Source organism: Nocardioides sp. P4_G10 (assembly GCF_056401175.1).
In genome coordinates this window covers 1-15,284 of the sequence record NZ_JBFUJV010000022.1, presented here as the reverse complement: position 1 = coordinate 15,284, position 15,284 = coordinate 1, and the positions used below count along the sequence as shown (strand labels likewise).

At 71.9% G+C, this 15,284-nt stretch carries 19 protein-coding genes and 1 tRNA gene; 9 read left to right on the top strand and 11 right to left on the bottom strand.

Features of this window, described 5'->3' with window-relative positions:
• Positions 1-8: 8 nt before the first annotated feature.
• The 3 genes from AC1DP1_RS18910 to AC1DP1_RS18900 all read left to right on the top strand — a co-directional run bounded on the left by AC1DP1_RS18910 (position 9) and on the right by AC1DP1_RS18900 (position 2,478).
• Positions 9-82, top strand: a tRNA-Met gene (locus AC1DP1_RS18910).
• Positions 83-284: 202 nt separating this feature from the next.
• Complete coding sequence (locus AC1DP1_RS18905; RefSeq protein ID WP_477508153.1) at positions 285-938, top strand: hypothetical protein; 654 nt, start codon at positions 285-287, stop codon at positions 936-938.
• A gap of 115 nt (positions 939-1,053) precedes the next feature.
• Entirely contained in the window at positions 1,054-2,478 is a 1,425-nt protein-coding gene (locus AC1DP1_RS18900; protein ID WP_477508152.1) for a PepSY-associated TM helix domain-containing protein, read from the top strand.
• Here AC1DP1_RS18900 and AC1DP1_RS18895 read toward each other — a convergent pair.
• The 3 genes from AC1DP1_RS18895 to AC1DP1_RS18885 are packed head-to-tail and all read right to left on the bottom strand — an operon-like array spanning position 2,465 to position 4,680.
• Positions 2,465-2,950, bottom strand: coding sequence for a hypothetical protein (locus AC1DP1_RS18895; RefSeq protein WP_477508151.1), 486 nt, complete (start codon positions 2,948-2,950; stop codon positions 2,465-2,467). The two genes, AC1DP1_RS18900 and AC1DP1_RS18895, sit on opposite strands and share 14 nt — an antisense overlap.
• Positions 2,947-3,300: a GntR family transcriptional regulator gene (locus tag AC1DP1_RS18890; RefSeq protein WP_477508150.1), complete on the bottom strand. Its 354-nt coding sequence runs from the start codon at positions 3,298-3,300 to the stop codon at positions 2,947-2,949. The genes AC1DP1_RS18895 and AC1DP1_RS18890 overlap by 4 nt, the downstream gene beginning before the upstream one ends.
• A gap of 33 nt (positions 3,301-3,333) precedes the next feature.
• Positions 3,334-4,680: a chloride channel protein gene (locus tag AC1DP1_RS18885; RefSeq protein ID WP_477508149.1), complete on the bottom strand. Its 1,347-nt coding sequence runs from the start codon at positions 4,678-4,680 to the stop codon at positions 3,334-3,336.
• Between the two features lie 222 nt (positions 4,681-4,902).
• Between AC1DP1_RS18885 and AC1DP1_RS18880 the strand changes: the two genes are divergently transcribed.
• Positions 4,903-6,477 carry a M28 family metallopeptidase gene (locus AC1DP1_RS18880; protein ID WP_477508148.1) on the top strand — a complete coding sequence of 525 codons (1,575 nt, stop codon included), beginning with the start codon at positions 4,903-4,905 and terminating at the stop codon, positions 6,475-6,477.
• 78 nt (positions 6,478-6,555) lie between these two features.
• Here AC1DP1_RS18880 and AC1DP1_RS18875 read toward each other — a convergent pair whose 3' ends face one another.
• On the bottom strand, positions 6,556-7,449 hold the full coding sequence (locus AC1DP1_RS18875; protein WP_477508147.1) for an EamA family transporter: 894 nt from the start codon (positions 7,447-7,449) through the stop codon (positions 6,556-6,558).
• Between the two features lie 83 nt (positions 7,450-7,532).
• Between AC1DP1_RS18875 and AC1DP1_RS18870 the strand changes: the two genes are divergently transcribed.
• Entirely contained in the window at positions 7,533-8,396 is an 864-nt protein-coding gene (locus AC1DP1_RS18870) for a LysR family transcriptional regulator (protein WP_457187811.1), read from the top strand.
• Between the two features lie 6 nt (positions 8,397-8,402).
• Here the strand turns inward: AC1DP1_RS18870 and AC1DP1_RS18865 are convergent, their stop codons facing one another.
• The gene (locus tag AC1DP1_RS18865) at positions 8,403-8,744 is read right to left on the bottom strand and encodes a DUF2200 domain-containing protein (RefSeq protein WP_457187809.1); all 342 of its coding nucleotides are present in this window, start codon (positions 8,742-8,744) and stop codon (positions 8,403-8,405) included.
• 49 nt (positions 8,745-8,793) lie between these two features.
• Positions 8,794-9,420, bottom strand: a complete 627-nt coding sequence (locus tag AC1DP1_RS18860) for a hypothetical protein (protein WP_477508146.1) — start codon at positions 9,418-9,420, stop codon at positions 8,794-8,796.
• A gap of 146 nt (positions 9,421-9,566) precedes the next feature.
• On the opposite strand from AC1DP1_RS18860, the gene AC1DP1_RS18855 reads away from it, so the two are divergent.
• Positions 9,567-10,022, top strand: a complete 456-nt coding sequence (locus AC1DP1_RS18855; RefSeq protein WP_477508145.1) for a DUF4383 domain-containing protein — start codon at positions 9,567-9,569, stop codon at positions 10,020-10,022.
• Between the two features lie 106 nt (positions 10,023-10,128).
• On the opposite strand, the gene AC1DP1_RS18850 is transcribed toward AC1DP1_RS18855, so the two are convergent.
• The 4 genes from AC1DP1_RS18850 to AC1DP1_RS18835 are packed head-to-tail and all read right to left on the bottom strand — an operon-like array spanning position 10,129 to position 12,120.
• Positions 10,129-10,725, bottom strand: coding sequence for a DUF3618 domain-containing protein (locus tag AC1DP1_RS18850; RefSeq protein WP_477508144.1), 597 nt, complete (start codon positions 10,723-10,725; stop codon positions 10,129-10,131).
• Complete coding sequence (locus AC1DP1_RS18845) at positions 10,701-11,177, bottom strand: phage holin family protein (RefSeq protein WP_477508143.1); 477 nt, start codon at positions 11,175-11,177, stop codon at positions 10,701-10,703. Before AC1DP1_RS18845 ends, AC1DP1_RS18850 begins: the two co-directional genes overlap by 25 nt.
• Positions 11,178-11,191: 14 nt before the next feature.
• Complete coding sequence (locus tag AC1DP1_RS18840) at positions 11,192-11,962, bottom strand: hypothetical protein (protein ID WP_477508142.1); 771 nt, start codon at positions 11,960-11,962, stop codon at positions 11,192-11,194.
• The gene (locus AC1DP1_RS18835; RefSeq protein WP_477508141.1) at positions 11,959-12,120 is read right to left on the bottom strand and encodes a hypothetical protein; all 162 of its coding nucleotides are present in this window, start codon (positions 12,118-12,120) and stop codon (positions 11,959-11,961) included. The genes AC1DP1_RS18840 and AC1DP1_RS18835 overlap by 4 nt, the downstream gene beginning before the upstream one ends.
• A 94-nt stretch (positions 12,121-12,214) precedes the next feature.
• On the opposite strand from AC1DP1_RS18835, the gene AC1DP1_RS18830 reads away from it, so the two are divergent.
• Together AC1DP1_RS18830 and AC1DP1_RS18825 are read left to right on the top strand one after the other, a co-directional pair.
• Complete coding sequence (locus AC1DP1_RS18830) at positions 12,215-13,318, top strand: fatty acid desaturase family protein (protein WP_477508140.1); 1,104 nt, start codon at positions 12,215-12,217, stop codon at positions 13,316-13,318.
• A 50-nt stretch (positions 13,319-13,368) separates the two neighbouring features.
• Positions 13,369-14,481: a carboxylate-amine ligase gene (locus AC1DP1_RS18825; protein ID WP_477508139.1), complete on the top strand. Its 1,113-nt coding sequence runs from the start codon at positions 13,369-13,371 to the stop codon at positions 14,479-14,481.
• A 32-nt stretch (positions 14,482-14,513) separates the two neighbouring features.
• Here the strand turns inward: AC1DP1_RS18825 and AC1DP1_RS18820 are convergent, their stop codons facing one another.
• Complete coding sequence (locus AC1DP1_RS18820) at positions 14,514-14,840, bottom strand: PepSY domain-containing protein (protein WP_477508138.1); 327 nt, start codon at positions 14,838-14,840, stop codon at positions 14,514-14,516.
• 125 nt (positions 14,841-14,965) lie between these two features.
• Between AC1DP1_RS18820 and AC1DP1_RS18815 the strand changes: the two genes are divergently transcribed.
• A partial coding sequence (locus AC1DP1_RS18815) for a response regulator (protein ID WP_477508137.1) occupies positions 14,966-15,284 on the top strand: 319 nt, incomplete at its 3' end.

The following is a 15,284-nucleotide window of genomic DNA, read 5'->3' as shown; positions in this document are numbered from 1 at the left end:
TTCACCGACGCGGGGTGGAGCAGCTCGGTAGCTCGCTGGGCTCATAACCCAGAGGTCGCAGGTTCAAATCCTGCCCCCGCTACAAAGTAGGAACAGCAGTCAGAGGCGGTTTCCGGAGAGATCCGGGAAGCCGCCTCTGATTGCATTTGGCCCGCGACGGGAGCTCGCCGACAGTCCATGTGTGCACCTGCCTCCGAGGATCTGCGGCGTGATGGACGCTTCGGCACCGTCCTGACGGGCTTCGTGCTCGCCGGTGAGCCGGCAGGTCGTGGGAGACTCCCGGAATGGAGACCGCGGCACCCTGGCTGCGCTGGACCCGCGCCGGGACGGTCGCGACGGTCGCGACCCTCCTGGCTGTCGGGGCACACGTCCAGGCGGGAGGTCCCGCCCCCTCGCTTCCGGTGCTGGCGTTCCTCGTCCTAGGCCTCACCGCGGCCAGCGCGACGTTCCTGGCCGGGCCGGCGTCCACCTTGCGCGTCGTGCTGCTGACGGCTGGCGGTCAGCTCGTCGCGCACCACGTCCTCACCGCAGTGTCTGCGCCCGCAGTGGCCGGCTCGGCCACCGGAGGCATGGCGGGCATGGCGGGCATGGCGGGCATGGCGGGACATCATGCCGGCCACGTGCTCGAGCGCGGAGCGCCCGGCGCGGTGCCGGGAGTCGCCCCGCTGTTCCCGCCTCTGCTGCCCGCTGATGCACGGATGATGGCCGCCCACCTCGCCGCGGCTGTCGTCGTCGGCCTGTGGCTCGCCGCAGGGGAGCGGGCTCTGTGGACCCTGCTCACGCACATCTGGCGCTCGCTCCGCCTCCCCGTCTCGACGGCACCGTCGACGCCGGTGCCCGGCCGCGCCCCGGCCCCGCAGCTGGCAGGGACCACGCTGGCCCGCATCGCGGCCGGCAGCGTCGTCCGACGCGGGCCACCGGCCCTCCTCGCCATCTGACAAGTCCCACCCGCCACCCGGCTGGAGCGATGCCCCGCGCGCCGCCCCCGGGGCATCGGCGCGTTCCGTCCTGCCCGGCCCCACCGAGGGTGACCCGGGCTCATCGAGGAGACCCATGACCCAGCTCGACGCCCGTCCACCGACCGACCCCGACGACCCCCGGCCCGCCCGCCGTACGACACCACGAACAGGGTCCCGGCCGGGTTCCGGCGGATGGTTCCGCGCGGTGTGGCGATGGCACTTCTTCGCCAGCATCGTCATCGTCCCGGTGCTGCTGGTGCTGGCCACCACCGGCCTCATCTACCTCTTCCGGTTCCAGCTCGAACCGCTGCTCCACCCCGACCTGCTGAAGGTCGAACAACCCGCCGGGATGGACTTCCAGCAGCCGTACAGCGCCCAGCTCGACGCGGCGCAGCGCGCCTACCCCGACGCCACCCTCACCTCGGTGGCCGAACCCCGCTCCGCCGAGCGGCCGACCGTCATCAACGCCGAGATGCCCGACGGGACGGTCCGTGAGATCTACGTCAACCCGTGGGGCGCCGAGGTGCTGGGCTCGATGAACCCGGACACCACCCTCAGCGGCTACGCCGTTCGGCTGCACGCAGACCTGATGTCCGGCGTCTGGGGCGACCGGCTCATGGAGCTCGGTGCGTGCTGGGCACTGGTCAGCGCCCTCATGGGCTACTACCTGTTCTGGCGCGGACGACGCGCCCGCGCCCGGAAGCCCACGTCCCTGCGCTCCTGGCACGCCCGCATCGGCGCAGTGGCCGGCGTCGGCCTGCTCACCCTCCTCGTCTCCGGCCTCCCGTGGACCGGCTTCTGGGGAGCGCAGGTCCAGGAGCTCGCCACCAAGCAGGGCACCTCGATGTGGAGCCTCGACCACGGCGCCGAGTCAGACCCCGCATCCACGCTGGACGAGTCCCTCCCGCACAGCCACGCCGTGCCCTGGGGCGCCGGCAAGACCGAGGTCCCGCGCTCCGACGCAGAAGGGCACGAAGGAGCGGTCGCCAACGTCGACACCGCCATCGACGTCGCCGCCGGCGAAGGACTCAGGCACCCGATGACGGTCGCGCTCCCCGACGGCGAGGATGGCGTGTACTCCGCCATCGGCTATGCCTTCGATGCCCCGTCGGACGAGCGGACCGTGCACGTCGACCGGTTCGGCGGACAGGTCGTCTCCACCTACGGGTACGACGACTACCCGCTCCTGGCGAAGGTCGTCTCCCAGGGAATCGGGTGGCACGAAGGCCGCTCGCTCGGCCTCGTCTCGTTCTGGGCAGCTGCCGCCATGTGCGCCCTCGTCATTGCTTCCTGCGTCACCGGGCCACTGATGTGGTGGCGACGGCGTCGCCGTGGCGCCGGCCTGGGAGCCCCGCGCGGACGGATGCCGATCGCGGCGTCTCCGTGGCTGCTGGTGGGGCTGATCGCCCTCGGCGTCCTCCTGCCCTTCTTCGGCGTCACCCTGCTCGTCGTGCTCCTGCTCGACCAGCTCGTCGTACGTCGTGTCCCGTTCCTCGGCAGGTGGTTCAGCGCTCAGTAGCGGGACCGCGGGAGGCGGTGCCGGCGATGCGGAGGGCAGCCAACGCCGTGTGCGGGTCGGGAACCGTGACGGTGACCGTGCGGCCGTTGACCAGGTGGAGGCGCAGGGCCGGGCCTGTCCGCACGGTGCAGACGGTCCGTCCGGGGGTCCACCAGAAGCCGTAGCTCACGGCCCACCACGGAACGTCGACGACCGAGGCGTTCGCGATGGCGGCGAGGGGGTACTTCGCCCGTGGCCAGCCGAGGACCCCCCAGTGGATGCTGACGCCATGGGGGCCGCAGGAGGCGCGGACGGCGGAGGCGGTCACCACCTCGCCCAGGAGCCCCACGAGCGCGATCACGGTGAAGGCGACGACGGTCTCGGGCACCGATCCGCTGCTGGCGGCCAGGCCGATCAGGGGGACCAGCAGGAGTCCGCTGACGATCACGCTCGGCCAGTTGGTCGCGCGTCCGGTGTAGGCAGTCGTGCTCATGACAGCTCCTTGACGAGGGTGATGACGTCGGACGAGTCCAGTCCGTAGCGCCTGGCGAGGTCGATGGCTTCCTGGACGGCATGCCGGACCGGGGCGAGGTCGCCTGTCTCGGCGGTGGCTGCGATGCGCGCCCCGCGGCCGCGGCGGAACTCGAGGATCCCGGCCTCGCGGAGCTGACGGTAGGCAGCCAGCACGGTGTTGCGGTCCACGGACAGCGCTTCTGCCAGCTCGGCCGCGGGGGGCAGCTGCTCGCCGACCGACAGCTCCCCGCCGTGCAGGCCGCGGACGACGCAGGCGGCCACCTGGTCCTGCAGCCGCTGCGTCGAGGAATGGTCCAACGTCCAGTGCATGGTGCTAATCGTACTAGCACTATTCAGGACTGGCTACCCCATGCCCGGCGCAGGGACCTGCTCGGGCCCTCCTGCCTCCGCACGGGGAGCAGGAAGCATGGTGGTCACCAGGAAGGCGGCGACCACGGCCACCACGACCTGCGGGGTCACCGAGACGCCGTCGGCGCCGAGCAGCAGCGTCGCCAGCAGCGTCGAGGTGAGGGGCAGTCGCAGCATGGCGGTGCACATCGCGCCGATCCCCATGCCGATCGCCGGCGCCAGGGCCATCCCGGGCAGCTCGGAGACGGCGATGCCGACGACGGCACCGATGAACATCGCTGGGAAGACAGGCCCGCCACGGAAGGCACTCAACGACAGTCCGTAGGCCAGGGTCTTGCAGGCAGCTAGGAGGACCAGGACCCCGGTCGAGTACGCGGTGGCGTGCTCGACCAGCGCGGGCATGGCGTCCTGACCGGAGAACAGGACCTGCGTGAAGCTGTGGTCGGAGACGAGCTGGTAGACCATCGCGGTCGCGCCGATGGCCAGGCCGAGCACCGTCGTCACCAGCACCCGGTTGAGGTGCACCAGCGGTCGCAGCGACAGGCCGATCCAGCGGATGAGCCAGCCGAGCAGCGCGCAGGCGACGCCGATCGGCAGCGCCCACAGCATGGTGGCGACGGTCGGGTCCGTGGCCGGCGGCACGGACGTCAGTGCCAGTGAGAAGCTCCCGAGCCCGGTCCAGCTGTTCATGCCGACGAAGACCAGTGCGCCGACGCCGGACGCCAGCAGCCCCGGAAGTGCCACCAGGGTCAGCGTCGCGCCGCCGATGCCGGCCGCCTCCATGATCAGGAACGCGGCGAGCAGCGGTGACCCGAGCAGCGTGCTGATCGCGGCGAAGCTGCCGGCCGACGCCATGATCGTGAGCGCCATCGGGGGCGCGTCCTTCTTCGTGAGGTGCACGGTCAGCGCCGCGAGCCCGCCACCGATGGCGATCAGCGGTGCCTCCGGTCCGAGGACGGCGCCGAGGCTCAAGGTGGTGAAGGCGGCCAGGATGACGCCGGGGAGCTCCTTGGGTGTGGGCGGACCTCCACCTGCGTGGAAGCCGAAGGCGGGGGAGTGTCCGCCCGTGCCGGGCAGGTACCGGATGGTCAGCCCGGTCAGCAACCCACACACGGCCAACCAGGGCACCGGCCACCAGGCGGGCGCCCCGCCGTCGAGCACCGCGTCGGGCAGGTCGACGAACACGAGCTCCTGGACCTGGGCGACGAGCGCCAGGAAGCCGTAGGCGACGGCGGAGATGGGCACGCCCAGGGCCGCCGACAGCAGCAGGGCCGACAGGTACGGTCGCGAACGAACGACCGCCGCCGGGTCCATGGTTGCTGTGTCACCCTCGGTGGCCATCGCCTCACTCCCTGCTGCTCGTGCTCGGGCGTCGTCAGCAGCCCGACGAGCAGGCTCGAGGCACAGGGCCCAAGGCTGGGGAAGAGCCCGCCGACCACGTACGTGGTGTGCCAGTAGGTCACGAACCCGGGCACGGCGGCCTCCTCCGCAACGGGTGACTCGACGCACCCCCGTTCGTCCTAGGGTCCGAAAATCCTTTCCCCCCGCGCGTAGGAGCTCCCCATGCCCAGACGGTTCCACCTGGCCGTGTCCGCGGCCGCGACAGCAGCCCTGATCGGTGCCATGACCAGCCCACCGGCGCACGCCGATCCGAACAACAACACGGTCCGCAAGCTCACGAAGGCCGTGACGGTGGACGGGGTGGTCGACCACCTGGAGGCGCTCCAGGACATTGCCGACGAGAACGGAGACCGGGCCGCGGGCCGCCCCGGCTACAAGGCGTCCGTCGACTACGTCGTCGAGCAGCTCGAGGCCGCGGGCTATGACCCGACGGTCCAGGAGTTCCCGTTCACCTACGCCGAGGAGTTCTCCGAGCTCGCGCGTATCACGCCGAGCCCCCGCGTGTTCGTGCAGGGGAGCGAGTTCCTGCGCAACGCCTTCGACTCCGGGACCCCCGAGGGGACCGCGACCGGCACCCTCTTCGTCATCCCCGCCGCCGACGCGACCGACGGCTGCGAGGCCGGTGACTACGCCGGCATGGCGGCCGGCCAGATCGCGCTGATCCAGCGCGGAGGGTGCGGGTTCGCCATCAAGGCGCTCGCCGCCCAGAACGCGGGTGCGGCCGGCGCCATCATCTACAACAACACCGCCGGCATGATCAACATGATCGGCGACGCCACCGGGTTGACGATCCCGGTGGTCTTCGCCAGCCAGGTGGCCGGGGAGAACCTCGTGACCACGCCCGGCGCGACCGTGAGGGTGAAGGTGGACTTCACGTCCGAGCAGCGCACGGCGTACAACGTGCTGGCCGAGACCAGTGCCGGCAACGACGACAACACCGTCATGGCCGGCGCCCACCTCGACAGCGTCCAGGACGGTGCGGGCATCAACGACAACGGATCCGGCAGCGCCGCACTCCTCGAGACCGCCATCCAGATGGCCAAGGTCAAGCCCACCAACACGGTGCGGTTCGCCTGGTGGGGTGCTGAGGAGGAAGGCCTTCTCGGCTCGGAGTACTACGTCGGCCAGCTGACCGACGCGCAGGCCGAGGACATCGCCCTCTACCTCAACTTCGACATGGTCGCCTCGCCCAACTACATGTTCGGCGTCTACGACGGGGACAACTCCGGCGGGACCGCGGCACCCGGCTTCATCCCGGAGGGCAGCGCCCAGATCGAGGACGTCTTCGAGAAGTTCTACGCCGACCGCGGGGAGCCTTCGCAGGACAGCGAGTTCTCCGGTCGATCCGACTACGGGCCGTTCATCGCGGTGGGCATCCCTGCCGGCGGCCTGTTCACCGGCGCGGAGGTGGCCAAGACGGCGGCCGAGGCGACGCTGTACGGCGGCGTGGCGGGCGCGTCGTACGACCCGTGCTACCACCAGCCGTGCGACAACCTGACCGGAGCCGGGCAGAACGCGGCCCTCTACGACCAGCTGCGCGCGGACTACACCCTCATCGGCAACATCAACGTGCACGCGCTGGACGTCAACTCCGACGCCATCGCCACCGCGGTGCTGACGTTCGCCTACGACACGTCGACGGTCAACGACGTGCCGGGACACCCGGGTCGGGGCCAGGTCAAGACCAGTGCGTCCGAGCGGACCCTCGCCACGATCAGGGACCAGCGCACCCGCTGACGAACGACGACAGACAGTGAGGGCGGGCCGCCCCGGGCGGCCCGCCCTCGCCAAGCCCGGGCARCATCGCCCGGGCGGTCACGCCGAGACCAGGCCCGACCCGTCCACCGGGGCGGGCGCGTCGGCCCGGGCCCCGGTGCGCTCGGCGCCGATGCCGGCCGCCACGACGAGCAGGATGCCGACGACCGCGATGCCGTTGGGCACCTGGCTCAGCACGAGGAAGCCGATCACCAGGGCGAAGGCGGGCTCGAGGGCCATCAGCGTCCCGAAAGCGCCGGTGGTGAGCCGTCGCAGTGCGAGCAGCTCCAGGGCGAACGGCACGACGGGCAGCAGGATCGCCAGGCCCAGGCCGTACAGCAGGAGCTGGGGCGTGAGCTGTCCGACGACACCCGGACCGGCGACCAGGGTGGCGACGAGTGCAGCGACGGGCATCGAGATCGCCAGGCCGCCCAGCCCGCTCACGGCGTCGCCGACGCGCTGGGTCAGCAGGATGTACGCCGCCCAGCACACGGCGGCGCCCAGCGCACAGGCTACCCCGACCGGATCGGCCGCGCCGGTCCACGGCTGGGTCAGGAGGAGCACGCCGACGGCAGCCAGCGCCGCCCACGACCGACCCACGCCGCGGCTGCGCCACACGGCGATCGTCAGGGGCCCGAGGAACTCGAGCGCGCTGGCGGTGCCGAGGGGGAGGCGCGCGACAGCCGCCATGAAGAGCAGGGTGACCCCTGCCGTGACCACGCCGAGCGCAGCACCCGACCACAGCGCCTCGCGCGAGTAGAGCGACAGCCGGGGGCGGACGATGACCAGCAGGAGGATCCCCGCCCAGAAGAGCCGGATCCAGGCCGCGCCGGACGCACCCAGGTCGTCGATGAACCCGACGGAGGCGGCCAGGCCGAGCTGCACACAGAGCATCGACGCCACAGCCATGGAGGCGCCTGCGCGAGCCCGGGAGGGGAGGGTGGTGGAAGCCATGTCCCCAGTAGACGGCGCTCGGATCGTTCGTGTCCACGTGACTTTGCTGGACGGTCCGTTCGCCTAGGCGACACAATGGCGGCATGGACGTCCGCCGCCTCCGCATGCTGCTCGAGCTCTCCCGCCTCGGGTCGATGCACGAGGTCGCCGACGCGCTCGGGACGACGACGTCGAGCGTGTCGCAGGGGATCGCCGCGCTGGCCCGCGACGTGGGCAGCCCGCTGCTCGAGCCAGACGGCCGGCGGGTGCGGCTGACGCCGGCCGGGCGGCGGCTGGCCGACCACGCCGTCACGATCCTCGCCGCGGTGGAGGCCGCGCGCCTCGACCTCGACCCGACCGCGGAGCCGGCCGGTGTGGTGCGTGTCGCCGGGTTCGCCTCCGCGATCCGGCGGTCGCTGCTGCCGGCGATCGACGACCTGCGCTCGACCCACCCCCGCATCGAGGTGCGCATCCACGAGTACGAGCCGCTCGAGTCGCTCGACCTGCTGGCCCGCGACGACGTCGACCTCGCTCTCGTCTACGACTACGACCTCGCCCCGGCGGAGTGGCGCGACGACCACGTGGTCTCGCCGCTGTGGGACCTGGAGTGGGGGATCGGGGTGCCGACGGCCGACCGGCACCTGGAGCTCGCCGACCTCGCCGACCGCGACTGGATCGTGAACTCGCGCCACACCGCCGACGAGGACGCGTTGCGCACGCTGGCCTCGCGGGCCGGCTTCGTGCCGCACGTCGTGCACCGGATCGACTCGCTCGAGCTCGTCGACGACCTCGTGGTGGCCGGACGCGGGGTCGCCCTCCTGCCGCGGGGGCGGTCGTCGCGGCGCGGCGTGAGCGTCGTACGCCTGCGGGACCCGGAGGTGCGCCTGCGCGCCTACGCGGTGACCCGGCGCGGGCGGGGAGGCTGGCCGCCGCTGCAGGCGGTCACCGACCGGCTGGTCACCGGCTGAGCACGCTCAGCCCCGGAGCACCTTCGCCATGGGGCGACCCTTGGCGAGCTCGTCGACCAGCTTGTCGAGGTAGCGGATCTGCCGCATGAGCGGGTCCTCCACCTCCTGCACCTTGACGCCGCACACCGAGCCGGTGATCTGGTCGGAGCGCGGGTTGAGGTGCGCCGCGGCGAAGAACTCCTCGAACGTGGTGCCGTCGTCGAGGTGGGCCTGGAGCTGCGCGTCGTCGAAGCCGGTCAGCCACTCGATGACCTCGTCGACCTCCTCGCGGGTGCGCCCCTTGCGCTCCGCCTTGGCGACGTAGTGGGGATAGACCGAGGCCACGCTCGTGGTGAAGATCCGGTGCACGTTCCGAGGATAGGACGGACCGCCGACATCCGTCCCGGCGTGCGCCGGCTCAGCCCTTGTCGGTGTCGGCCGCCCGGCGCAGCGTCGCGGACTCGCTGGCCACGGCCGTGACCGTGGCCGGGTCCATCAGCGGCTCGGTGCCCGGCTGGTGCAGGTCGGTCTCGGTGGTGTCGGGGTTGATCCCCTCTCCAGCGGCGGGGATGCCCGACGGCGTGGTGATGTCGTCGGTGCCCGCTGCGTCGAGCTGCTCCACCTCGGCCTCGCTGAGCCCGAGGGCCGGAGCGAGGACGGCAGCCTGCTTGGACGGCGCCTTCTTCGCGGCGGCCTTCCTGGCGGGCGCCTTCCGGGCCGCAGTCTTCTTGGCGGGCGCCTTCTTTGCCGCCGGCCTCGTCGCGGCTGGCTTCGTCACAGTCGCGGTCGGGGCAGTGGACGGAGCGTCCGTGGTGGACCGCTGCGCGCCCAGCACCGGGTCGACCTCGGTGGGGACGGGACGGTCGGTGGGCCACGGCGCCGACGGTGCCGGACCCGCACCCGACACCTGCTCGATGACCCGCGCGACGACGCGGGCCGTCGTGCGCACCCCGGTCGTCGCGATGCCGACGGACGTCCCGATGACGGCTGCGGCGGCGTGGGCGGGGAGCGTGACGGCTCCGGAGACCAGGCGGATGGGGTTCACCAGCGATCCTCTCGTCGAAGTTCTAGAGCGGGTCAGTACCCCGTTCGGCGCCATCCCAGACCGTGACCTGCGCCACGAGCTGCGGCACCCCCCACCCCGGGGTGGGCTCGACGTGTGCGGCAACAGTCGCGGGGTACGGAGCGGCCATGTCTGAGAACACCCGTCTCCGGTCCCGGTCCACCGCGTCCGGGACGCCCGTCCAGGCAGCGGCCACCCTCGTCGGTGTCGTGTTCCTGCTCGTCGGCGTGCTGGGGTTCATCCCCGGCATCACCAGCGACCGCGGCAGCCTCGAGGCAGCCGGGCACGAGTCCCACGCCGAGCTGCTCGGCATCTTCCAGGTGTCGGTGCTGCACAACGTCGTGCACCTGATCCTCGGCGCCGCCGGGCTCGCGCTCGCGCGGAGGCCGTCGAGCGGCCGGGCGTTCCTCGTCGGCGGTGGGGCGATCTACCTCCTGCTGTTCCTCTACGGGCTGGTCGTCGACAAGGACTCGCAAGCCAACTTCGTGCCGCTCAACAGGGCCGACGACTGGCTGCACCTCGTGCTGGGTGCGGGCATGATCGCCCTCGGCGTCGTGCTGGCCAAGCGGCCCGGAACCGTCTGACGGACCCGGTCCCGCCGCGCCACTGGCGTCCGCCCCCCGCCCCCGTGCAGCCAGACCGGCCCGCCCCGATGGGGGCGGGCCGGCTGTGCTGCGGGGTGGAACGGGTTCAGGACTGGGTCTGCGAGCGGACCTCGTCCACTCCCGACTGACCCTCGGACTTCACCTTGCCGGCACTGTCGGAGGCCGTGTCCTTGACCTCCTGCGCGGCCTCGGCAGCCGTCTCCTTGACGCCGTCGACGACGTCCTGCGCCACCGACTTGGCCTGGTCCACGACCGGCTGGCCGTGCTCCTTGGCGGCGTCGACGACGTGGCCGGCCGCGACAGCCTCCTTCTCGGAGGCGGGGATCAGGGCCGCGACGATGACGCCGGCACCGAAGGCGACCAGGCCGGCCGCGAGCGGAGCGCCCTGCACCTTGTCCTGGGCGCCGCTGACGGCGCCAGAGGCCGTGTCCTTGACGGAGTCGACGGCCCCGCCGGCGGAACCCTTGGCAGATCCTGCGGTGCCGGATGCCGACGACTTCACGTCGTGGGCGGTGCCCATCACCTTGTCACGGACGCCGAGCACGCGGCTGCGGGCCGCCTGCTTGCGCCGCTCGACGATGGCGGTCGGGCTCACCCGGTCCTGCAGGGCGTCGACGTCGGCCGTCATCGACTGGCGCGTCTGCTCGATCTCAGACTTCAGTTCTTCTGTGCTTTGACCCATGCTGCGTCCTCCTTGAGTGTCTGCTGCGTCTCCGGTAGCTGCGGGTTTGCGTTCTTGAGCTCCTTGCGGCCCCTCGCCGCGAGGACGGCGCCGACGATCGCCCACAGGACGGTGACGATCAGGAACGCCAGCTCGACGGGCATCCAGTTGTCGAGCAGGTACGCCAGGGCGAACGAGCCCAGGATGAGGGCGAGCAGGCCGGCGACGCCGGCACCGCCCAGCATTCCGGCACCCTTGCCGGCCTTGGCCGCCTCCTCCTTGAGCTCGGTGCGTGCCAGCTCGAGCTCCTTCTTGACCAGCGTCGTCAGGTCGGTGCTCAGGTCGCCCACGATCTCGCCGAGGCTGCGCTCGTCCTGCACGCCGGCCACGTGCGAGCCCACCGGGCTCGTGGCGGTCGTCGCGGTCGTGGCGGTCGTCGCGGTCGTCGCGGTCGTCGTGGGAAGGGGATCCACGCCCGGAGCCCCTGTCACGGGGTGTCCTGGGTGCGCGCGCCCGCGAGCCCGGACGAGGTGGAGTCGAAGCCGGACGGCATCGTCTGCGTCGCCGGGGTGTCGTACCCCGTCGTGCCCGGGCTGTCGGTGCTCGACTGGCCCGCGAGGGGCGCTGCGCGGCTGGCCGTGCCCATCGGACCCGACTCGGCGAGCGACGCGGCGGCCGCACCGTCGGCGGTCGCGCGGAACATCCGCCCGGCCACGACGCCTGCGGCGAGCGCGCCCACGAGGAACGTCCCGGGGCGGCGTCGCGCGAAGTCGCGGGCGTCGTCGAGGAGCTGTCCGGGGTCGCGGTTCTCGAGGTGGCTCCCGAAGGCCCGGACCCGGTCCGAGACCTCCTGGGCCAGGTCGGTCGCCAGGCCCTGCGACGGGCCCTGTCCCTGGGCCATCTGCTGCAGGTCGTCGCCCAGGGTCCGCAAGGTCTGCGACAGCTTGTCCCGGCCGGTGGTGGCCTGGTCGCTCAGCTGGCTGCTGACCTGCTGCTTCGCCTCGCCGACGACGTTGCGGGCCTGCTCGGCCGCAGTGCCGGCGACGTTGAGCGCCTCGTCCTTCGCGGTGCCGGCCACCTGCTTGCCCTGGTCGGCGGCGGTGGACGCGGTGTCCTTGGCCTTGTCGGTGGTGCTGGTGCCGTTGCTGCCCGAGTCGTAGCCGGTCGAGTCGTAGCCGCCGGTGCCGGTGGGGCCGGTACCCGTGTCGGTGGGGCTCGTGCCGGTGCTGCTCAACGGGTCATTTCCGTAGGTCGTCATGCGTCCTCCTCGGAGTTGGTGGGGGTGGTGCCTGCATCGGGATCGGGGTCGGGGTCGCTGGCCGGCTCGGAGTCCTTCTGCAGCTGTCCCTGGTCCGGCTCCTCCCCGGTGGGCGTCGGCGGATCCGCATCCTGGTCGTGGTGGGATTGCTCGGTCATGCGCACTCCGTACCCACCCGATCTCGTTGCACTCCACCCCTGAGGGGGCATTGCGCAGATGCATGCGAGCACCGGCGCCGGGGCACTGGGAGCGATGGCCGCCTTTCTCCAGCACTCCCCGCGCGAGCGGTCCTACGACGACCTGACCGACGCCGAGGTCGAGGACATCGGTCGCACCCTGGACGCCCTGCGCGAGGAGGTCCTCGCCGACCGCGGCGCCCGCGACGCCGCGTACATCCGACGCGTGATCGCCGTCCAGCGCTGCCTGGAGGTGGCGGGCCGGGTGGTCCTCCTCGGCAGCCGCAGCCGCACCGCGTGGTGGCTGGGAACGGCGTCGCTGACCCTGTCGAAGGTGCTCGACAACATGGAGATCGGGCACAACGTGCTCCACGGGCAGTGGGACTGGATGCGCGACCCGCGCATCCACTCCTCGACGTGGGAGTGGGACCACGCGTCGGCCCCCGAGCAGTGGCGGCGCGCCCACAACGACCGCCACCACGTCAACACCAACGTCCTGGGCAAGGACAACGACCTCGGCTACGGAATCCTGCGCGTCGACGAGGCTCAGGAATGGCAGCCGCGTTACCTGGCCCAGCCGCTGTGGAACCTCGTCAACGCGTGCATCTTCGAGTACGGCATCGCGATGTACGACCTCGACCTCGGGGAGTCGCTCCGCTCCGGCGACGGCTTCTCCCCGGAGCAGAAGGCGGAGATGCGTACGACGGCGCGACGGGCCGCACGCAGCGCGCTGCGCGACTACGTCCTGCACCCGCTGCTCTCGGCGCCCACCGGGTCGGCCCGCACCACCCTGACCGCCAACCTCGCCGCCAACCTGGCCCGCAACGTGTGGAGCCACTCGGTGATCATGTGCGGGCACTTCCCCGAGGGCGTCGAGACGTTCGAGGTGGCCGAGCTCGACGAGAACGAGACGCGCGGCAGGTGGTACGTCCGCCAGATGCTCGGCTCCGCCGATGTCTCGGGCCCGCCGCTGCTCCACGTGCTGTGCGGCAACCTCTCGCACCAGATCGAGCACCACCTCTTCCCGGACCTGCCCAGCAACCGCTACCGCGAGATCGCGGGACCCGTCCGTGAGCTCTTCGAGCGCCACGGACTGTCCTACAACACCGCGCCGCTGTGGCGGCAGGTCGCCAGCGCCTGGAAGAAGGTCGTCCGGCTGTCGGTGCCGCCCCGGCGCTGACCCGACACCGGCCTGCGCATGAGGCGGTGCCCGGAGGGGCACCTGTGCGCATGACGAGCGGGATGCCGGCGGTGCCGTCGCACGTGCCGGGCGGTGAGTTCTCCGTGGGCGTGGAGGAGGAGCTCCTGCTCGTCGACGACCGCGACGAGCTGATGGGCGCCGCGGCCGCCCCGCTCGTCGAGGCGATGTCGCAGACCGTGCCCGACGCCGGCGTCGTGACCGGCGAGATCTACGTCGACCAGGTCGAGCTCAACACCCCGGTGTGCAGGAGTGCCGAGGACGCCTGGCGATCACTGCGCGACCTCCGGGCCCTCGTCGACAAGGAGGGCGGACGGATCCTCGCCGCGGGGGTGCACCCGACCGGTTCCATGGGGGTCCCGCACATCGCCACGTCGCCGCGCTACGACCGCATCATCGACGAGTACGCCGGCCTGCTGCGCACGCCGACCGCGGCCCTGCAGGTCCACGTCGGGCTGCCCGACGAGCGCACGACGATGCTGGCCTACCGCGGGCTGCGCAACCGGCTGCCGCTCCTGCGTGCCCTTGCCGCGGGATCGCCGTACTGGCATGGGCTGGACTCGGGCCAGGCCACGTCCCGGGCAGCCATCATCCGCTCCTACCCCCGCACCACGATGCCGCCGCTGCTGCGGTCGTGGGACGACTACGTCGAGCGCACGGAGGCACTGATGGAGGCGGCCGAGGCGTCCGACCACACCTACGTGTGGTGGGAGATGCGTCCGCGACCACTGCTCGGCACCCTCGAGGTGCGGGTGATGGACGCCGTGCCGTCGCTGTCGACGGTCGCCGCGCTGACCGCCCTGGTGCAGGGCATCGCCCGCCGCGCCGTCGAGTCGCCCGACGAGGTCGACCTCGAGGACGACGTGCTGGCCGTCAACGACCACCGCGCGGCTCGCTACGGCCTCGACACGCGGGTCGTGGACGTCGACCGGTCGCTGCGGCCCCTGCGCGAGATCGCCGCCCGGGTCGTCGCGGAGGCGCGGACCGTGCTGGTCGCCGACCGGATGGAGGCGCCGCTCGACCCGCTCGACGCCGCGCTCGCCCGGGAGACCGAGCCGAACCGTCAGCGACGCGTCGTCGCAGCCGGTGGCATGCCGGCCCTCCTCGCCGACCTCGTCGCCCGCACCACGGACCTCGACGGCTGAGCGGACGTGCGGACGATCAGCGCCGAGCTGGCTCACTCGGAGCCGGAGTCCTCGGAGTCGTCCTCGATGACGACGACGCCGTAGTTCTCGTCGAGGCGTACGTCGACCGTGGTTCCGTCGGGCTTGGTCACCTCGACCTCGTAGGTCGCGCCGTTCTCGTTGTCGGTCTCGACGCTGTTGGCGGTGCCTCCGCCCGTGGCCTCGAGGGCCGCCTTGGTGGCGGCGTCGGCCTGCTCCTGCGTGTAGTGGTGGCTGGCGGGGCCGTCGTCACCGCCGTCTCCGGCCACTGCCACGCCGGCGACGACGGCGGCTCCTGCTGTCCCCAGCGCCAGGCCCGCTGCCCAGATCCGCTTGCGCATCTCGACTCCTCCATCACTCGTGTGCTCGTGCCTCCACTGTGCGCCAGAGGTGCTGAAGCGGCGCTGAACGGGCCCTTCAGCCCGCCTTCAGCCGGCGTACAGGTGGGGTGTGGGACTCTCGCACGGTGCGGGTCCTGGTGGTCGAAGACGACAAGCAGCTGGCCGCAGCCCTGCGTCGCGGACTGGAGGCGGAGGGGTACGCCGTCGACACCGCCCTCGACGGGCGAGAGGGTGCCTGGCTCGCCGGCGAGAACTCCTACGACACGATCGTGCTCGACGTGATGCTGCCGCACGTGTCGGGTGACGAGATCTGTGCGCGTCGTCGCGAGCAGGGCGACTGGACGCCGATCCTCATGCTGACCGCGCGTGCCGGTCCGGACCAGGAGGTGCGGGCCCTGGACGCGGGGGCGGACGACTTCCTCGCCAAGCCGTTCTCCCTGGCGG